The 18,101-nt window shown below is 52.9% G+C and carries 13 protein-coding genes; 4 read left to right on the top strand and 9 right to left on the bottom strand.

Features of this window, described 5'->3' with window-relative positions:
• Positions 1 to 13: 13 nt before the first annotated feature.
• The 7 genes from V5G20_RS02960 to mnmH all read right to left on the bottom strand — a co-directional run bounded on the left by V5G20_RS02960 (position 14) and on the right by mnmH (position 9,024).
• Complete coding sequence (locus V5G20_RS02960; protein ID WP_024983733.1) at positions 14 to 3,127, bottom strand: efflux RND transporter permease subunit; 3,114 nt, start codon at positions 3,125 to 3,127, stop codon at positions 14 to 16.
• A complete protein-coding gene (locus V5G20_RS02955) occupies positions 3,124 to 4,356 on the bottom strand; it encodes an efflux RND transporter periplasmic adaptor subunit (protein ID WP_003388498.1) in 1,233 nt (410 codons plus the stop codon). Before V5G20_RS02955 ends, V5G20_RS02960 begins: the two co-directional genes overlap by 4 nt.
• A gap of 79 nt (positions 4,357 to 4,435) precedes the next feature.
• Complete coding sequence (locus V5G20_RS02950; RefSeq protein ID WP_031932697.1) at positions 4,436 to 5,062, bottom strand: TetR/AcrR family transcriptional regulator; 627 nt, start codon at positions 5,060 to 5,062, stop codon at positions 4,436 to 4,438.
• Between the two features lie 239 nt (positions 5,063 to 5,301).
• Complete coding sequence (locus V5G20_RS02945; RefSeq protein WP_171506881.1) at positions 5,302 to 6,258, bottom strand: RluA family pseudouridine synthase; 957 nt, start codon at positions 6,256 to 6,258, stop codon at positions 5,302 to 5,304.
• Positions 6,259 to 6,329: 71 nt separating this feature from the next.
• The gene (locus V5G20_RS02940; RefSeq protein WP_155807961.1) at positions 6,330 to 6,500 is read right to left on the bottom strand and encodes a hypothetical protein; all 171 of its coding nucleotides are present in this window, start codon (positions 6,498 to 6,500) and stop codon (positions 6,330 to 6,332) included.
• A gap of 305 nt (positions 6,501 to 6,805) precedes the next feature.
• Positions 6,806 to 7,918 carry an aminopeptidase gene (locus tag V5G20_RS02935; protein WP_003388501.1) on the bottom strand — a complete coding sequence of 371 codons (1,113 nt, stop codon included), beginning with the start codon at positions 7,916 to 7,918 and terminating at the stop codon, positions 6,806 to 6,808.
• Positions 7,919 to 7,956: 38 nt separating this feature from the next.
• A complete protein-coding gene (gene mnmH / locus V5G20_RS02930) occupies positions 7,957 to 9,024 on the bottom strand; it encodes a tRNA 2-selenouridine(34) synthase MnmH (RefSeq protein ID WP_338463149.1) in 1,068 nt (355 codons plus the stop codon).
• Between the two features lie 88 nt (positions 9,025 to 9,112).
• Between mnmH and selD the strand changes: the two genes are divergently transcribed.
• From selD to V5G20_RS02910, 4 genes are all read left to right on the top strand, one after another.
• Positions 9,113 to 10,165, top strand: a complete 1,053-nt coding sequence (gene selD / locus V5G20_RS02925) for a selenide, water dikinase SelD (protein ID WP_003388503.1) — start codon at positions 9,113 to 9,115, stop codon at positions 10,163 to 10,165.
• A gap of 486 nt (positions 10,166 to 10,651) precedes the next feature.
• Positions 10,652 to 11,920, top strand: coding sequence for an MDR family MFS transporter (locus V5G20_RS02920; protein WP_243014089.1), 1,269 nt, complete (start codon positions 10,652 to 10,654; stop codon positions 11,918 to 11,920).
• Positions 11,921 to 12,406: 486 nt separating this feature from the next.
• Entirely contained in the window at positions 12,407 to 13,027 is a 621-nt protein-coding gene (locus V5G20_RS02915; protein WP_003388507.1) for a hypothetical protein, read from the top strand.
• A 44-nt stretch (positions 13,028 to 13,071) separates the two neighbouring features.
• A complete protein-coding gene (locus tag V5G20_RS02910) occupies positions 13,072 to 13,641 on the top strand; it encodes a hypothetical protein (RefSeq protein ID WP_024983728.1) in 570 nt (189 codons plus the stop codon).
• 57 nt (positions 13,642 to 13,698) lie between these two features.
• Here V5G20_RS02910 and V5G20_RS02905 read toward each other — a convergent pair whose 3' ends face one another.
• Positions 13,699 to 16,707 carry a DUF4855 domain-containing protein gene (locus tag V5G20_RS02905; protein WP_024983727.1) on the bottom strand — a complete coding sequence of 1,003 codons (3,009 nt, stop codon included), beginning with the start codon at positions 16,705 to 16,707 and terminating at the stop codon, positions 13,699 to 13,701.
• A gap of 91 nt (positions 16,708 to 16,798) precedes the next feature.
• Positions 16,799 to 17,959, bottom strand: a complete 1,161-nt coding sequence (locus V5G20_RS02900) for a class I SAM-dependent RNA methyltransferase (protein ID WP_338463148.1) — start codon at positions 17,957 to 17,959, stop codon at positions 16,799 to 16,801.
• Positions 17,960 to 18,101: the final 142 nt, after the last annotated feature.

Genomic DNA, 18,101 nt, shown 5'->3' with positions numbered 1-18,101 from the left:
TATCGAAACTTCGTTACCCTTCCAGCTCCGCCTCCGGCCCGTACAGATCAGGCCGCTTGGCTGCCAGTCTGGCTTTCCGCCTGGCCTTCCGTTCCGCGAGCACTGTGTAGAAAGACGGAACGACGATCAGCGTCAGCAGCGTGGAAAAGATCAATCCGAAGATGATGGTGACCGCCAGCGGACGGAACAGTACGTCCCCAAACAGCGCGAGCGGCGTCAGGCCCGCCACAGCCGTAAGCGAGGTCAGCAAAATCGGACGCAGACGCGCCTCTCCGGCCTGGATCACGGCCTGCTTCAGCTCCGCGCCTGCATGCCGCGCTTCTTCGATAAACTCGATCAGCACAATGCCGTTTCGCACCACGATCCCCGATAGCGAGATCGCCCCCATCATCGTCATGAAGCCGAGCGGCGTCTGCGTGACGAACAGCCCGATCAAGCTTCCGGCAAAGGCCAGGTACACCGTACTGAGAACCAGCACGGGAATGCTGAGCGAATAAAACTGCATTGCAATCAAAATCAGGATGAGGAAAAGGACGATGACCGACAGTTTCCCCATGTCGATAAAGATATCCGTCTGCTCCGAAGTCTCGCCGCCGATTTCCCAGCGATACCCCTCAGGGAATGAAATGGATTCGAGCAGCGGCTTGATTTCAGCCATGACCTCTGTCGCCGTACGGCCTCGCAGGTCGCTCGTAATCGTCACGGCACGCGAGAGATTCCGGTGCGGGATTTTTTGCGTGCTGAAAGTGGGCTTGACCTCTGCTAGCTGGGACAGCGGAATTTGCTCGCCTGCCGCATTGGTTACGGTCAGTCGCTGGAATAGGACGGTCGGATCGGCCGCTCCCTTTTGCATAAACAGCTTGATGTCAAGCAAATCCGTCCCCGTATCGAACTGGCTGACGGTGATGCCTTCGCTGGCGAGGCGGAGCGTCTGCGACAGATCGTTGTAATTGACCAGCTTTTCCTTCATCAGCTCCTGGTTCACCACAAACTCCAGGGTGTACCGCTCGATTCCGAAATCGTCCTGAATGTCGTACGTGCCTTCCAGCTTGGCGATCCGGTCCTTGATATCCCCTGCTAACGAACGTAGCGTAGGAATGTCTTCCCCATATACCCGGATCACAACAGGCTTGCCGACCGGGGGACCTGCTTCCAGCTGCTTCGGCAAAATGCTCGCTTCCGGATAGAGCTTTTTAAACTCCTCGCGCCAAGGCTCCAGCATATCCTCAATCTTTACCTTTGACTTGTCAAAGCGGACGACCAGTTGCCCAAGCGTGATGCCCTCGCCGATTTCGGTATCGCCGCTGAACATTTTGGGGGCGCTGCCGCCCGCGTAAGCGGCGACCGACTCGATCCCCGGCTGCTTTTGGATCCAGTCCGACACTCCCCGTACGACCCGGTCCGTCTCCTCCACACTGGTCCCGACCGGCAGACGGACGTTGACGAGAAATTGCGGCCGCTCGTCGTTGGGGAAAAGCTGGATCGGTGTCAGCGGGATCAATCCGTAGGCGCTGGTGCCGATCAAAACGCCGACCATGCCCGCGAGCACGGGCCGTTTTAAAATCCGCGGCATCAGCTTGCCCGCGTACCAGTTCGTCAATTGGAAAATTTGCTTGCCGAGCAGCCCCGGCGGCTTCCGGTACCCTTCGACTCCGCCTCTGCGGCGATGTTCGTACCACTGCCGGAATATCGGGATAATCGTCAGCGACATGAGCATCGAAGCGAGCATCGTCAAGGAAATAATCACAGGCACGGGCCGGATAAACTGTCCGACGTTTCCGCTCATGAACAACAGCGGACCGAAGGAAGCGATTGTCGCAAGCGTTGCCGTGACGATGGAGATGGACACCTCTTTTGCGCCTTTGACTGCTGCCGGGAGCGGTTTTTCGCCCAGCGTGGACAGCCTCCGCTCGATGTTGTCATTGACGACCACGGCATCATCCACGAGAATCCCCAGCACGATGATCAGCGAGACAATCGAAATCATATTCAGCGTGATGCCCATGGAAGGCAGGAACAACAACCCCGATGCAAGCGAGATCGGGATCGCCAGCGCTACCACAAAAGAAGTGATCAGGTTCAATCCCAGTGTACATACCAACAGTACAGCCAAAACGGCGATCAGCATCTCGCGTGAAAGATCCCCGAACAGCTCATCGACGCGTTCCTTTTGCGAGTAAATGGAATGCTTCTGCGCCCATGCGGGAAGCGACTTCTCCAGCGTTTTCACCATCTCGTCGACGCGCTTTTGCAGGGACGGTACGTCGCTGCCTGTCTCGGCGTTGATGCTGATCGATACAGACGGCTTGCCATTGAAGTAGGAATACGACTCGATCTGCTCTGTGGTGAGCATGGCGCTACCGACATCCTTCAGATAGATCGGGAAGCCCTGCTGTGTCCGGGAGACGATGACGTCGTTTAAAGCCTCCACATCCTGGCTTTCCGCCAGCTTGAGCTGGTATGTGCGGCTATCGGCCGTCAAGTCTCCAAGCGGAATCCGTTCGTTTTCCTTTTTGACCGCCATCAGCACCTGGCCCCAGGTCAGCCCGTACTGGCTCAGCCTTTGCGTATCCACCTGAATCTGGATCTCCTCGTCCGGCAAGCCTTTGATGGTCACGTCTGCCACATTGGGAATCGTGCGGAGCTGTTCTTTCCACGACTTCAGGGTGGACCTGAGGCTGTACAGCTCTTCGCGGGTGTCAGCCGTGATCGCGAGCGTCTGGACGAAGGTGCGGTTCAAGTCGTCATTGATGATCGGCTGCTTGGCATCCTCCGGCAAATCAGCCTCGGCATCCTTTACCTTTTTGCGCAGTTCATCCCACTTTTGTTTGGGATCGACATCTCCGTCTGTCTCCACGATAATGCTCGACACGCCCAGACCGGAGACAGACGAGACGTATTTCAGGCCTTGAAGCTCGTTGATTTTTTCCTCCAGCTTCTTGGTGACCGTCTGCTCTACTTTCTCTGGCGAAGCACCCGGATAAATCGTGGTGACAGTGGCAAGATTGACAATGATGTCGGGCTGCTCCTGCTTGGGGAGCTGGAAAAAGCTGAGAGAACCGATCAGGACGACCATTGTAAAGAACAAGAGCGTGATTTTTCGTTTGCGGACGATGTATTCAATCACTGTGGTTGTCCTCCTGCCGCCTCGATCGGATCGCCGTCAAACAACTGGTCTACTCCTTTGACGACAAGTCGGTCCCCTTCCTTCAACCCGCTGGTGATCTCCAGTCTGTTGCTGTTGATCTCGCCGATCGTCACCGGGGTTTTCACCGCTTTTCCGGCGCTTTCGACAAAGACGTGGGCCTCGCCCTGCCCTCGGCTGATCACCGCTTCGACCGGCACGTACAGCCCTGCTTTTCCTTGCACCGTTTTGGTCGCCTTCACGACCTGACCGGCGAACCAGTCGTGCTTCTCGTTTTTCACTTGTACCTCGACACCGATGGTCCCCGTGCTTTGGTTGGCGGCCGGGTGAATTTTCACCACCTTGCCCTCCCGCTTTTGCCCGTAAAGCTCAAGCGTAATGGCCTCACCTTCCGTCCAGGCAAAAATCTCCCGGTCTGGAACCGGCAGCACGACCTTCAATGTATCGATCTGTCCGATCCGGTAAACGGGGCTTCCCACACCGACCAGGGAGCCCGCCGATCCGAGCTTGGCGATAATCGTGCCATCGATCGGAGCGCGCAGCTGGGTTTTGGCCAGCGTACTGGCAGCCAGCTCTTTGCCGATCACGGCCTGATGGTAGCTCGCCTGGCTCAGTGTCTTGTCCTCGGCGCGAGCGCCCTGCGTAACCAGCGACAAGGCTTGCTGGGCGTTTTGCAAATCCGTCAGGGCAACATTTACGCGATTTTGCGCAGTCTCGTACTCGCTCTGGGAGATGGCCTTTTCCCGGTACAGCGCCTCAATCCGTTTGAAGTCGTCCTCCGCCTGTTGATGGGCGATCGTCGCCTTTTCCACAACCAGGCGCGCCTGCTCGATCTCCTGCTCGCGTGCTCCCTTTGTTACCTTTTCCAGCGTGGCTCCTGTTTGCTGAACGGTGGCACTGGCGGAAGCGACCTGAAGCGAATAATCGCTGCCGTCCAGACGAGCCAGGATGTCACCCCTTTTGACAGTGTCACCTTCGTTTTTGGCAAGCTCGGTGATCCGTCCAGCTACCTCGAACGAGACGAGCGCTTCCTCCAGCGGCTGCAATGTGCCGGAAAGCTCGGTTACCTTCACCGCCTGCTCCTGTTTCACCACGGCAAGCTCTACTTGCTTTACTTCGGACACAGCTTCCGCAGCAGGCTCCTGACTGCTGCAAGCCGTCGTCGCCAATAGCCCGGCGATTGCGAGAAAAGACAGCCATTGTTTTCTCATGTGACCCTCCACTCCATTCCCCTATATGTCCGCTCATCTACGTGCTTTCATCAATATACAACTGAAAACTGGCATCATTTCATCGGCTGCCGATGCCGCGCAGCAGAATGTCTGCACTGCTTTCCGTCATTGTCGGTATATCGATCAAGCTGTCGCAGTCTACCTTCACCCAATGCCTTGCCAAAAAAGAGTGGAAGAATGCCGAGACAAACATGTGGGCTGCGGTCGCAAAGTCTCCTTTGGGAAGAAGTCCGGCCTCATGCATCTCCTGCAGCTTTTCGCTCAGCATCTCATCGGCGATCTGCGGCATGCGGCTGAGCAGGTTGAAAACCTCTGGGTGATTCTGCGATTCGATCAGACAGATGATCAGAACTTCCTTTCGCTCCACAAGCGCGTTGTAATAGGCTTCGCCGTAGTGAATGAGCATCGCTTTGACGTCGTGGCCGCAGGCGTGAATCGCTTTTTCCAGCGCAGGGCGAATCTCGGTCATCTCCTCCAAAAGCTCGATGAGAATCCGCTCCTTGTTTTTGAAATGGCGGAAAATCGTCACTTCATTCACGCCGGCCAGCTCGGAGATTTTGCGAGTGGTTGCGCCCTTGTAGCCTTTCTGGGACATGAGCTGGCGGGCAGCAGCCAAAATCCGTTCCCTCGTTTCCTGTTCATCTCCTTTCCCGCTCTGGATTTTTTCGTGATCCGGCTTATCCATTTTGTTACCTCCGTATCATGCAAGCACTTGCTTTCACATGGTAATAATTAGCAAACCCATTATAACGGAGCTTTGCATGCATGTAAATACTTGCATGCGTTCCAAATGGGTTTTTGGACCCGGGCTTTTTTAGCGGAGCTGTAAGCCATACGTGAAACGTATAAATGCAGGGTCTCTTTCATTTCCTGTCAACATCAATGAAAAAAGCTGCTGACCGTATGGGTCAACAGCTCCAAAAACTAGCGATTTGCCAGATTGTACTCCCTTTTTATCAATTCGTTCATGTCATCTGGTAGCGGCGCCTCGCAAACGATCTCCTGCCCGGTAATCGGATGCGGAAAGGAAAGCTTGCTGGCATGGAGGGCCTGACGCCTGAGCAAGTCCCTTCTGCCGCCATACATGCCGTCTCCTGCAAGCGGATGCCCGATGTGGCGAAAATGAACGCGGATTTGATGCGTTCGCCCGGTCTCCAGCCATACCCGGACAAGACTGGTATCCGCAGAAGAGGCCTCCAGCTCGTAATGGGTGACAGCCTCCTCCCCCCGTTCCGTTACCTTGCGGCGGGTAGGATGGCGGGGGTCTCGCCCGATAGGAGCGCTAATTGTACCGTTCGCCTCCTCCAGACGCCCGCAGACGACAGCGAGGTATTCCCGATGCAAGCTCCCGTCGCGCAGCAATCGATCAGCGAGCTGATGCCCGTAGCTGGTCTTTCCCACCAAAATGGCTCCCGAGGTCTCCTTGTCAAGCCTATGTACCGGATGGACGCGGTCCGGCTCGCCCTTTTCCCGCAAATACTCGGCAAGGGCATGAACCAGTGTGCCTTGTTGATCTTGCTTGACGGGATGGACCATCATGCCTGCCGGCTTGTTTGCGACCAGCAGATGCTCATCCTCGTACAAAATCTCTACAGGTAAAGCCGCTTCAACGCTCTTCCCCTGCTTTCGCTGGGCTGCTTGCTGCGGTGAAGCATCCTGCCCGGGCTGATCTTGAACCCTGACCGCTACCTTGTCCCCTGCTTTTACCACCCTTTTTAGAAAAGGGGACTTCCGGTTCAGAAGCACTCCCTTGCTCCTCGTAAGCCGTTGCAGCATTCTCCCCGAGACATGGAGTTTTTCCCGAACGATGCTCTCGACAGTAAGCCCCGCGTCCGCTTCTGCCACCTCGTATTCCAGCCAGCCTTTTTTGCTCAAGCCCATCTCCTGCTTTCGTTCTCATTTCCTCCTATTGTATCGGAAGATGATGAGCAAGCGCCAGTTGACCGCTTTGTTCAAAAGCGGAGTACAACATCGCTTATGCACCGGTCAAAGTCGATGGCCGCTTTTGCCTGCCCCATTTCCAGGCATTGCGTGACATATCCTTCTTCTGCGTGGTACTCCCGACCAATGAGGTTTCCGTCAAAAAACATATGCAAACGATGTTTCCAAAGCAAGCGGGTCATGGTAAACACCTCTTTTTTAAACTTATTTGTATATTAAGTATATTTTAGAGGTGTTATTTTGTAAACATTTTTGTTTGTAAAGTTACAAAAAGACTTTGCCGGGTCGTGACAGCCATTGGCCACTGCTTGAACCTGTAGAATCGATGCCCCATATGCAAAAAACAGAAAACCCCTTGCTTTCACAAGAGGTTTTAACCAAGCTTCTCGCCGAACAGCCACTTGGATGGCAGCATCCGGGAGGTTCCGTATTTGGCTTTGAAATTCATCTGGGAAATGGCCATAAGCTCATTTCCACGAATGCCCGCTTACCCTTTCAAATTCTCCGGGTTCAACCCTTGCAGTTCAGGAAGTACAAACAATCCGTCTTTGCGAATCAGCACGTCATCAAACCAGATTTCACCGCCGCCGTACTCAGGGCGCTGAATGTTGACCATATCCCAATGCACCTGGCTGCGGTTGCCGTTGTCCGCGTTTTCATAGGCGCGGCCGGGAGTAAAGTGAAAGCTGCCAGCGATCTTTTCGTCAAACAAAATATCGTTCATCGGGTGGAGGATATACGGATTTACCCCGATGGCAAACTCGCCGATATAACGCGCTCCCTCGTCACTGTCCAGGATTTCACCCAGCCGCTTGGTGTTATTGGCGGTTGCCTCTATGATTTTCCCGTTTTCAAAGGTCAGCTTGACGTTTTCAAAGCGGGTGCCCATATACGATGTCGCTGCGTTAAAGGAAATCGTTCCATTGACCGAATCACGCACAGGCGCCGTATATATCTCCCCGTCCGGGATATTGAACTCCCCTGCACAGATGATGCTTGGAATTCCCTTGATGGAAAACGTCAAATCTGTCCCCGGTCCGGTCAATCTCACCTTGTCTGTTCTCTCCATCCGCTCTTTGAGCGGCAGGAAAGCTTCGTGCATCTTTTGATAATTCACCGAACAGACGTCAAAGTAAAAGTCCTCAAATGCTTCCGTCGACATATTGGCGCTTTGGGCCATGGACGGGGTCGGGTAGTTGAGCAGTGTCCAGCGCACGTTGGAAACGATGTAATCATTGAGCGGCTGCACCACTTTATGATGGGCGCGGCGGCGATCTACGGGAACATCAGCGGACTCGCTGTCATTCGTCGGACCGTTGATCACAATGTAGGCCTGGATGTCTTTGAATTTGGGCTCATTCCATTTGAGCATGTACGACGCTCGTTCCTCATCCGTCCCCATCATCAGCTCCCGCTCGATAGACGGATCGATGATCTGGACAAACGGATACGCTCCCTTGGCATACGCCTGTTTAACCAATTCCTTTGCCAGCGGGTGCCCTTCTCCTCGAATTTCTATCAACAAGCATTCCTTCTCCTGCAAACGAACAGAGTGATTCAGCAGGTTTTCCGCCAGCTTGACTATGCGTGGGTCCAGCATCCCATCTCCTCCTGCACCATAGTTTGATAAAAATAACTTTACCGAACTGGCAGATATTTTTCAATTAGTGCCTGGATGCTTTTTCCTGCTGCTTCCAGATCGGCGGCATCTACGCATTCGTGTATTTCTGTTACGTAATCCCTTTGCTTGTTTTGGTACCTAGGATCGTAGTAATGGACCAGCAGCGACGCGATCGCCTGGCGATAATCACCAGCTTGCAGAGCCTCCGTCAACAGCTTTGCCTGCGCGGTAGGAATGCGGCGGGCGATTTTTAGATAGGCGTCTTTTATTTTTTCCGCAAAATCCGGTCTCCAGGAAAAGGGAGTCACGTATTCATCATAAAGACGCTGAACCCGCACCTCCAGAGGAGCCGTCAACAAAATGTGGACAGCTTGCTCCTTGGCTTGGAGCAAAAACGGCGGGAGCAGCGCATTGCCGATCCGCCGGCTTTCCGCTTCCATGACAAAGTACGGCGCATCCTTCAGCCTTCGCAGCGTTTCAAACAAACGCGCGTCAAACATCTTCTGATTCGCCGGCTTTCCTTTGCCGATGTGCCCAAATACCGATCCGCGATGGCCTGCCATTCGCTCCAGGTCGAGGACAGGCAAGCCGGATGCCTCCAAATGGCGCAGCAGCTCTGTTTTCCCGACTCCTGTCATGCCGTGCAAAAGGAAGACCGGCCGATTCAGCTCATACGGCTCTATGGTGCCAACCACATGCTTGCGGTACGCACGATAGCCTCCGATCAGTCGGCGGACCGGGACACCGGCAAACGTGGAGAAGGTCGCCATCGCCCTGCTGCGCATCCCGCCCCGCCAGCAAAAAATCACCGGCGGTTCCCCCGCCTCCTCTCCCCTTTGCCGGATGGCTTCCATCAGCGTCTCCATTTTGGGAGAGACAATTTGCATGCCGAGCCACTGAGCCGCTGCTTGTCCCTCACGCTTATAGGCAGTTCCGACCTGTGCGCGTTCACTATCACTAAACAATGGAATATTGACCGCTCCCGGGATCGTGTCGCGGGCAAATTCCCCGGGGGAACGGACATCGATCAGATTGGCGTATCCCCGATGCAGCATCTCTTCTACGGTTATATCTTGCAATGTCATGTCACCCTTGCTTCTGGTATCCTGAATGTATCAGCTTGTTTGTTTTTTCTATCTTATCATTATTCCTCGCTGGTCAGGAGGTCATAACATGTCTGGAACCATCAAGCTTACTGCTCTTACCCAAAAGGGAGGCTGCGGCTGCAAGATCAGCCCTGACGCCCTTTCGTCTGTACTCAAAAATCTGCCCAAGCCTGCAGAGCGCGATCCGCGTCTCTTGGTCGGCGTGGAGACTTCGGACGATGCCGGCGTCTACCAACTGACTGACGATTTGGCTATCGTACAGACGCTCGATTTTTTCACCCCGATCGTGGATGATCCGTACTGGTTCGGCCAGATCGCTGCTGCCAATGCGATCAGCGATGTTTTTGCCATGGGCGGAAAACCGTTGACGGTCATGAACATCGTCGGCTTTCCCATTCACAAGCTGGACCCTTCGATTCTGACGGACATCCTGCGCGGCGCCGCTGAAAAGGTCGCAGAGGCGGGTGCCGTGCTCGTCGGCGGCCACTCCATCGACGATCAGGAGCCAAAATTCGGTCTTGCGGTTACCGGTACCATCCACCCTTCCCGCGTGCTGACCAACGCCGGGGCCAAGCCGGGTGACGTGCTGATCCTGACCAAGCCGATCGGTGTGGGTATCCAAACGACCGCGATCAAGCGCGAAGCTCTTTCTCCGGAGAAGACAGAGCTGGTCATGGAAATCATGGCTAGGCTGAACAAGCGGGCCGCTGAATGCATGCACGATTTTCCCGTGCACGCCTGCACGGATGTGACCGGCTTTGGCCTCATGGGGCATGCGCTGGAAATGGCGGAAGGCAGCAAGGTCGGCATCCGCATCCGCCAGTCACAAGTGCCCGTCTTGCCTGGTACCCGCGAGCTGGCTGAACAGGGCATCGTCCCGGGCGGCAGCAAATCCAATTTCCGCTGGGTATCGGACCGCGTCCGTTTCCCGGAAGCATTGGACGAAACAGACCGGCTGATCCTCTGCGACGCCGTCACCTCCGGGGGATTGCTGATCAGCCTGCCTGCTGCTGACGGCGAGCGGCTGCTGCAAACCCTGCATGCAAATGGAGTAGAGTGGGCCCGGATCATCGCGGACGTCGTAGAGGACCATCCAGGTATGATCGAGGTTCACCCGTAGAACAAAAAAATTTTCTTGCATTTTTTCCCGACAGTGGAGTATTCTAGTCAACAAGAGTCAATCTGGCAAAAAATTCTTGAAAGACGGGAGTGTTGGTTCATGTTGCTTTCTGTAGTTTCTACGATTTAGATTGGGGACCTTGTCCAGGGGTCCTCACCCCTGACAAAACCCTATCTGAATGCAAGAAGCTGCAGGATGCCTGAACCCGCTTCCGTCTTTTCTGATCTGGGACATTCGGTGTAGAATCGAGACCGTTCTTTTGTCGATTCTGCGTACGGGATACGTACCTTGTTTTCGCGTACCCCAAGACCCCGTCCCAGTATCCCGACCCAGACGCAAAAAGCGCAAGCGGAAGAGGTTTTCACACTCCTCCGTTTGCGCTTTTTTTCATAATCCAAGCCGAACCAGGAGAGAATCAGCCCCTCACAAAGGCGGGGCACCTGCAGATGCGAAACGAGCTTCTTTGAGAGATTGGAGGAAATTTTCATGTATTGGCGTTCTTGGGACCTCAACCTGAAGGTCCGCCTGTTCGGCGAGTTGATTACGCATACGTTTTTCTGGATGTACTTTCCCTTCATGGCCCTATATTTCAGCGATGTTTTCGGCAAGGATGTAGCCGGACTGCTGCTGATGGTTCCTCCGCTGCTCGGCATCGTCGCCAATCTGGCCGGCGGGTATCTGGCAGACCGGATCGGCCGTAGAAAGACCATGCTGATCGCCATTTTTTCATCATCCGTCATGTTTGCACTGTTTGCCTTTTCGTCTTCGCCGTGGATGACTTACGTGGCTTTTATCGGTATTGGGATGGCCGGATCGATGTATTGGCCCGCCAGCTCTGCCATGGTGGCCGATCTGACAACGGAAGACGAGCGCCGCGTAGTCTTCGCCACCTTTTACACAGCGATGAACATCGGGGTTGTCGCCGGTCCCGTGCTCGGTTCCATCTTCTTTGTCCACTACCGCTTTGAACTGCTGCTCGCCTGTACCATCGTGGAATTTGTCTACGGGGTCTTGCTCTTCTTTTTGATCCGGGAGACGCTTCCTTCTCTCATCGGCAAGGCAGAGGCCTCGCCGCCCAAGCGTTTTTCGCTGAAAGAACAGTTCCGGAGCTATGCGGTCATTTTTACAGACAAACCGTTTGCCATCTACATTCTGGCCGGCATTCTGGTAGCCATCGCCTTCATGCAGCTGGACCTGTACATGGCGCTGTACGTAAAAGAGCACGTGCCCAGTCAGCCGCTGGTCTGGTGGGGAGATTGGTCCTTTTCTATCGGGGGGACATCCGCATTTGGCTGGCTGATGGGATTGAACGGTCTTTTGGTCGTGCTGTTTACCCTGCCTGTCACCCGCTGGTTTCAGCACTGGAGCGACCGGAACAGCCTGATCCTCTCCTCCGTCCTGTACGGCTTTGGCCTGTTCCTGATGGCTTTTACGAACAACATTTGGCTGTTGTTCGGCTGTATGTTCGTACTGACTCTGGGCGAATTGATCCGCACGCCGGTCGTGCAGAGCTTTATCAGCAAATATGCGCCTGAGGACGCCCGGGGTCAGTACATGGGAGCATCATCGCTGCAATTTTCCATCGGCCGGTTTATCGCGCCGCTCGCCATCGGTCTGTCCGAGTGGCTGTCGCCGCTCGGCGTCTTCTCGATTATCTTGGGTATTTCGCTGTTGAGTGCTTTGCTGTATGTGTATATGTTCCGGTTGATACCGGAGGGTGGTGGTATTGAAAGAACATCGGGGTATAGAGGGTAAAAGACGAGCAAAGCAAAGTAGGAATATAATAAGAGATGCCAGGCGTGTCCTGTAAGATGAGGCTACTAGATTAAAACAAGAGGGTTTGTCTTCCGAGGGAGTTAGTCCCTCTTGTTTCTACTTAACTATCTTACCTTGTAAATGGTGTCCTTTCTACTTGTCCGAGACAAAGTTAACGACTTGTAATAAACCAATCAAGTAACAAAATGCTAATTGAAAATTATACAATAAATGGTTGATATTGTTGTTTATTACTAATATTATACAATTATAAAATATTTTTTGGAAAGGGTGTTTAGTTCTCTCTTGATGAATATAGTGAATCTGAAAATAAATATAATTTAAGTGATGTTACTGAAGAATATGTTAATTCTCATCCCCGTGAGTACAAAGAAAGAATTCGCAATCTAGACAAAGCAGTATGGAAAAAGGAATTAGTTGCTTTAGCAAAACAAGCAGATAGAATGGAAGAGGCCCAGAAAATAATTGATAGGGATAGAAAAAAAAGGAAAACTTAAAGATCAATATGAAATAAAATTTGCTGATGGTACCATTTTTAGAGCTAGTTTTAACACATCTGAAACAGACCCTCAAAGATATAAAGAACTAACAAAAGATCTAGCAGCAGCTCAATTACTACCTCACATTGCTGGTCCGTGGAATTATTCGACATATATTGACACACATACAACTCCTGATAAGTCGGGAAACTATGTCACAGGTCCATCGTGGGAGTTTCAACAAGGTATTAGTTACTCTAGAGTAGCGATAGTCCATCACTTTTATTTAAACAATAACAATACCCCCGGAAATATATTAGATGATGCTGTAAGCACGAATACATCAGCAACTAGTGGTGCCGCAGCAGGTTACGGAGTTGTAGAAATTACAGAAGAGTCTGTAAAAAACCCTTTTACTTATGCCAAAGGGATCTCAAGTTACATTCAATCCTACCAACCAGCGACAGCAAGAGTATCTAAGGCATTTTCTGCTAGTTTTCTGGGATTATCCATTAACGCTGGAGCCTCGGCAAGCTGGAAGCAATACGCAATTAGTGAGGTTGAAGGACCCGGTATTATTTACATGTTTGCCGCTATGTATAAATAAAAGTGGGGGAAACCCCACTTTTATTTAAGGAGGAAACCAATTTAATGAAAACTAAATTATTTTATACTGTACTGTTATTTCTGCTTTTATTAGGATGTCAACCTAAAGAAATAAACACCAGTCCAGAAACGATTAGTTTTACAGATGAAGACCAAGCGCTAATTTCATTTGTTCATCAAAAGACAGACGAAAAAATAGGTTCGAAAGTTGAAGATTTCAAAGTTGTGAAGGTTTCATATATCGAACAATCTGGATTTGGACAATTTATTTTTAATAAGAATGAGGAACGATTTGAAGGTTCATTCTATGCTGAACATAACAAAAACAACTGGGAGATTGTTCATCTGGAAATAGCAAAGATGGATGTTAACTCGCCGTTTACAAAACTGCAAGTAGTAGGAGGCTTGCGAAATAAAGACACTAATTTCCAAATCATTTGCGGAGTAATTAATGACAGCAGGATCAAATCGGTTCAAATTACATACCCAAATAATGAATCTTCCATAATAATGATCGATAATTATAAATACTACTTTGATGTTAGACTCGGTGTTAAAACGTTTTCCACAATCGTAGCGTACGACGAAAACTACAATGAAATCAGCTCTTATTAAAACTTGCTAAAAGGTCTGCTTCCCTTCGGAGGCAGACCTTTTTCAGCGTTCACAAATCTACTTGTTCACCGGAATTTCTTCCGGCAGATAATACTCATCCTGCTCAAACTTTCCTCGCATCCACTTATACGTGTCATCATAGATAGCGCGGATCACAGGATCATCGCTGTTCGCGGCGATCAGCAGCGTTTTCGATCCAAAGTAATAGGCGTGAATATTATTTTTGTCCATTCCGGCTTTGCGCGCCGCGATCAACTGGTTGTAGTACAGCTGGTAGAACTTCGGATCGCGGTACATCCGGTCGTCTCCTTCAATCTCAACGTCCATGCTGTACTTTTGCATCACTTCCACCGTTCCCTGGATGCGCTCCAGTGGAACCGGCTTGTCGGTGTAGTAGGTCGGCTGCAGGAACGCATTGTCAAAATACAGGGACTTCCACTCGCTGAGCCCTGGCGCCCCGAAATAAGGAATCCAGTAATATCGCAGCGAATCGTTGTGGACCATGCTGCCCATGTGGCGGATCAGGTCTCGTTCCTTTGGAGCTCCGTCTTCTACCAGCTCATGGAACCAGTAGATGCCGTCGAGTCGCAGGTACTGGAAGCCAGCCTGATCCCAGCGCTTCTTCAGTTCTCCATAGTACCATTCCAATGCTTGCTTGCGGTTTTGGTACGCTTGCTCTTCGCCCACCTGCTTGGCGTTGAAGGAAAGCGACCCTTTTTTCGGATCGATCACGCCGAAGTCCGTTTGCGCCGAATTGGGGTACGGCAGCGCCAATACGACATTTTCTATCGTCGGCGATGCATACAGCGTTCCCCGCAAGCGGTTGAACTCTCGCATCGCACTGTTCAGCGCGTCGAGCTGTTGGTTGGAGCGGTACAAATCATCCAAATACTGCTTCCACCTGTCCTTGGTGGCCGGCATGGTCTGGTACGGCAGGAAGAGGATCGTATCAAACATCTGATCCCGCATGTACCCGTCTGTGGTTCGGTAGCCGACCATCGGGAGGAATTCTTCCTTTGTCCAGGTTCCCCGTTCGCCGTGTTCACCGGTATAGGCGAGAAGCATGTTCTCTACTCGGCGAGGCAACGGTTTTACCGCTTGGGGATCGGTCTGGTTGGCAAATGGCAGCAGCACCGGCGGCGCTGCGCTTCCCTTGCCATCCCTGCCCCATACTTCGAGCTGTCTGGCGAAGGCAAACACCTTTACCGGGAAGGATACCCGTACATAGCGGGTCTCCACCTGCGGCAGCGTAACGGCCAGCGTCCGCTCAACTACAGCGTCCTCCGCCTGAGATACATCATGCTTTGCTTTTCCGGCAAAATACCATGCTTTCCCGTCTGGCGACACTTCCACGTCCATCCACTCCGGAATGGTAATCCCTGAGGTTCTCTGATGCTTGAGCGTGAGTGTTACTCTCTCCAGCTGTTTGGCTTCCGGCAGTACGACCGTCACTTTTCGGCCAAATTGGCGATTGTAGCCCGTCCATGTCTCGGAAGGCGTGACCAAGCCGCCGACTGGGCCGGGGTATTGTTTTTCGACTTCCTGGAAGAATGCATCTGCCATTCCAAACGTTTTTACGGATGTGAAGCTCCCCGGGGCGAGATTGACCAGCTCGTCCTCCTCGGAAGGCTGATCGACATCGCTGTCGGTGTTTTCGCTATCATTATCGTTGTTTTCGGCATTTTTGCTTTCGGTATCTTTATTTCCAGTATCCATGCTGTCGGTTTCTTTGCTGCCTGTTTCTTTGCTTCCAGTATCCTCGCTTCCGGCAGCTTTGCTGTCGCTACCCTTGCTGCTGGCTTCCTGGCCGCTGCCCGGCTGCGAACCAACCGCTTCATTTTTTTTGCCGTTCTCCGCCTTTTGGGACTGGCTGTCTCCCGCAAGCTCGGATGCTGCCGTGTCGGTTGTACTAGCTTGTTCTTTCTTTTCCGAATCAGGCGTTCCCGTTTTCTCGGATGCCTGTCCATTTTTGGATTCCGCCTGCTTTTCATCCGCATCCGCTTTATTCGCGGCGTTGCCAGATTCCTTGGCGTCAGCGGCTTGCTTTCCTTCCGCCGTTCCCTTTGCATCCTGTCCTTTTGCCTCGTCTTTCTTCGGCTCGACAGGCGCATTCGTTATTTCCACGGGAATCGTCACTTGTTTGAAACCGACGTTTACCGTCAGTGTGCCTTTCCCGGCAGAGGGACCGGCGACGAAGGTGCCGTCCGGCAAGATCGTACCGAGCTCCGGGTGGTCAAACGCGAAGACCGGGGTAAACGGCAGGGCTCCTCCGCTCGGGCGTGTGACCTCTACGCGCTCGCTGGTGCCAGCCATCACCGTCAGCTTTGTCTTGCTGACGGCAAAATCGACTTTCTCCGCCAGCTGATAACGGGCATTCCAGACGCGCTCCGCGATGACAGCAGCGTCTCCTCTCGTCACCTGTCCCTGTGGACGGAATGCGCCATTGGCTCCCTTCATCCAGCCTTGGGCGGTGACGGATGCTACCGCTTCCCTGGCATAGTCGGCGATTTCATCCTCGTCGTCGTACGCTTCCTTCCCCAGTATTTGCTTCGGACCGCTGCCCGCCTTCCAAAGCCTGTCTAAAATGACGGCCATCTCCTGCCGGGTCAGGGGATCTGCAGCCCCCAGCGTGCCATCGCTGCGTCCGTTCAGCACGCCAAGTTCCGTCAGGCCGTAAATGTACGGCGCATAAGGACTGTTCATCGACACATCCTCGTATTTCTCTTCTCTCGGCAGCTTGGGCTGTACCCCCATCACCTTTGCCAGCAAAACGAACACGTCTTGTCTGGAAATAGCCTCCTGCGGCAGGAACAGATTGTCCTTTTTCCCGCTGATCAGTTGAAGCGACGCCAAATGATTGACCGACTCGCGGGCATAGCTGTTCGTCAGATCGCTAAAGACAATCGCCTGTTCATCAGGCAAGCGCTCCGCCTCTGTCTTTTTGTCCGGCTCAGGGGCGGTGCCGGTCGGAACAGTCGGTCCCGTGGCGGCGGCTGCCGAGGTGGCCATCAATGAAAATGCCAGGAAAGCAGCCATTACCCTCCCTGCAGATCGTCTTACACCCATGTTTTCTCCTCCATTGCGCTTCTTTCTGCTTTGTGTTTGATTTGCTTACGTTACCCCACAAGAGACGTCCCGGTTCCTTTGAACAAACGAATCAATCCGCCGGGGTTTCTGATTTGTTCGGACGGGGCGGCCGCGGTCCAAAGAACTGGTAGTAGTCGACCTTGATATTTCCGTTGTACAGCTTCCGCTTCTTGCTCGCCTTGCGTCCAAAATGCTCCTCAAACTGCTCGTCCGAGGTCAGCATGTAGATGGACCATGTATCCAAGGTCCGCAGAGCCTCCGCCACCTCCCGATACAGGCGGGCGGCTTGCTTCCAGTCTCCGAGCCGTTCGCCGTACGGCGGGTTGCAGATCAGGTAGCCGTACTTTCGCTTGGTGCGGACATTGCGGACGTCCATCTGTTGAAAATGGATGTGCTCATCTACGGCTGCTTCGGCTGCATTCCGTCTCGCGACCCGCAAAATATCCTCGTCAATATCGGTTCCGATAATCTCCAGCGGCTGGTCGTATCTGGCCAGATCATGCGTCTCGGCCCGCGCTTCCCGCCATGCCGTCTTCGGTATCGTCGGCCAGCTTTCCGAAACGAATTCCCGGTTCATACCCGGCGCGATGTTTTGCCCGATCAAAGCCGCTTCGATCGGAATTGTCCCCGAGCCGCACATCGGGTCCATCAACGTCCGGTCCGGCTTCCAGCGTGACAGCAGAATCATCGCCGCCGCCATCGTCTCCTTCAAGGGAGCTGCGCCGATCAGGCTCCGGTAGCCGCGCTTGTGGAGCCCCGGCCCCGTCGTGTCAATCGTCAAGGTCGCGATGTCCTTCAAAAGTGCTACCTCGATTTTGTACAACGGCCCCTTTTCTTCAAACCAATCCTGCTTGTACGTCTTTTTCAGACTTTCCACGACTGCCTTTTTGACGATCGCCTGGCAGTCCGGTACGCTGAACAGCGTTGATTTTACCGATTTTCCTTCGACGGGGAATGTCGCATCTGCCGGTATCCAATCCGACCACGGAAGCGCTTTTGTCTGCTCAAACAGCTCGTCAAACGTCGTCGCCCGAAACTCCCCTATCTTTAGACGCACGCGATCCGCCGTTCGTAACCATAAATTTGTCCGGGGAATCGCGGAAATATCTGCCGTAAACTCAACTTTTCCATTTTCTACTCTGACATCCTGATAGCCCAGTGCCCTAACTTCATCGGCTACCACTGACTCCAGGCCAAATGTCGCCGTTGCGATCAATTCCACTTTTTGCATTCCATAATCTCCTGTCCGTGCGTAAATGGGAGGGTCTTTCCCCCTATACTATATTACCCGATTCTGCTGGTGTATTGGTAATCTTCTACAGGGGCAAACCAAAAAGTCCCGTCCAAACGGAAACGGGACTATGATCGTACGG

The organism is Brevibacillus borstelensis, assembly GCF_036700025.1.
Taxonomy (GTDB): domain Bacteria; phylum Bacillota; class Bacilli; order Brevibacillales; family Brevibacillaceae; genus Brevibacillus; species Brevibacillus borstelensis.
Note: the sequence above shows the minus strand (reverse complement) of the source record. Positions and strands in the feature narration are given on the sequence as shown.

Excerpts from the sequence above, each read along its gene's own strand:
- V5G20_RS02955 (WP_003388498.1), bottom strand. The coding sequence starts at position 4,356 with ATGAGAAAACAATGGCTGTCTTTTCTCGCAATCGCCGGGCTATTGGCG.
- V5G20_RS02945 (WP_171506881.1), bottom strand. The coding sequence starts at position 6,258 with ATGGGCTTGAGCAAAAAAGGCTGGCTGGAATACGAGGTGGCAGAAGCG.
- V5G20_RS02910 (WP_024983728.1), top strand. The coding sequence starts at position 13,072 with ATGAAAACTAAATTATTTTATACTGTACTGTTATTTCTGCTTTTATTA.
- V5G20_RS02900 (WP_338463148.1), bottom strand. The coding sequence starts at position 17,959 with ATGCAAAAAGTGGAATTGATCGCAACGGCGACATTTGGCCTGGAGTCA.
- V5G20_RS02950 (WP_031932697.1), bottom strand. The coding sequence starts at position 5,062 with ATGGATAAGCCGGATCACGAAAAAATCCAGAGCGGGAAAGGAGATGAA.
- V5G20_RS02940 (WP_155807961.1), bottom strand. The coding sequence starts at position 6,500 with ATGACCCGCTTGCTTTGGAAACATCGTTTGCATATGTTTTTTGACGGA.
- V5G20_RS02905 (WP_024983727.1), bottom strand. The coding sequence starts at position 16,707 with ATGGGTGTAAGACGATCTGCAGGGAGGGTAATGGCTGCTTTCCTGGCA.
- V5G20_RS02920 (WP_243014089.1), top strand. The coding sequence starts at position 10,652 with ATGTATTGGCGTTCTTGGGACCTCAACCTGAAGGTCCGCCTGTTCGGC.
- selD (WP_003388503.1), top strand. The coding sequence starts at position 9,113 with ATGTCTGGAACCATCAAGCTTACTGCTCTTACCCAAAAGGGAGGCTGC.
- V5G20_RS02935 (WP_003388501.1), bottom strand. The coding sequence starts at position 7,918 with ATGCTGGACCCACGCATAGTCAAGCTGGCGGAAAACCTGCTGAATCAC.
- mnmH (WP_338463149.1), bottom strand. The coding sequence starts at position 9,024 with ATGACATTGCAAGATATAACCGTAGAAGAGATGCTGCATCGGGGATAC.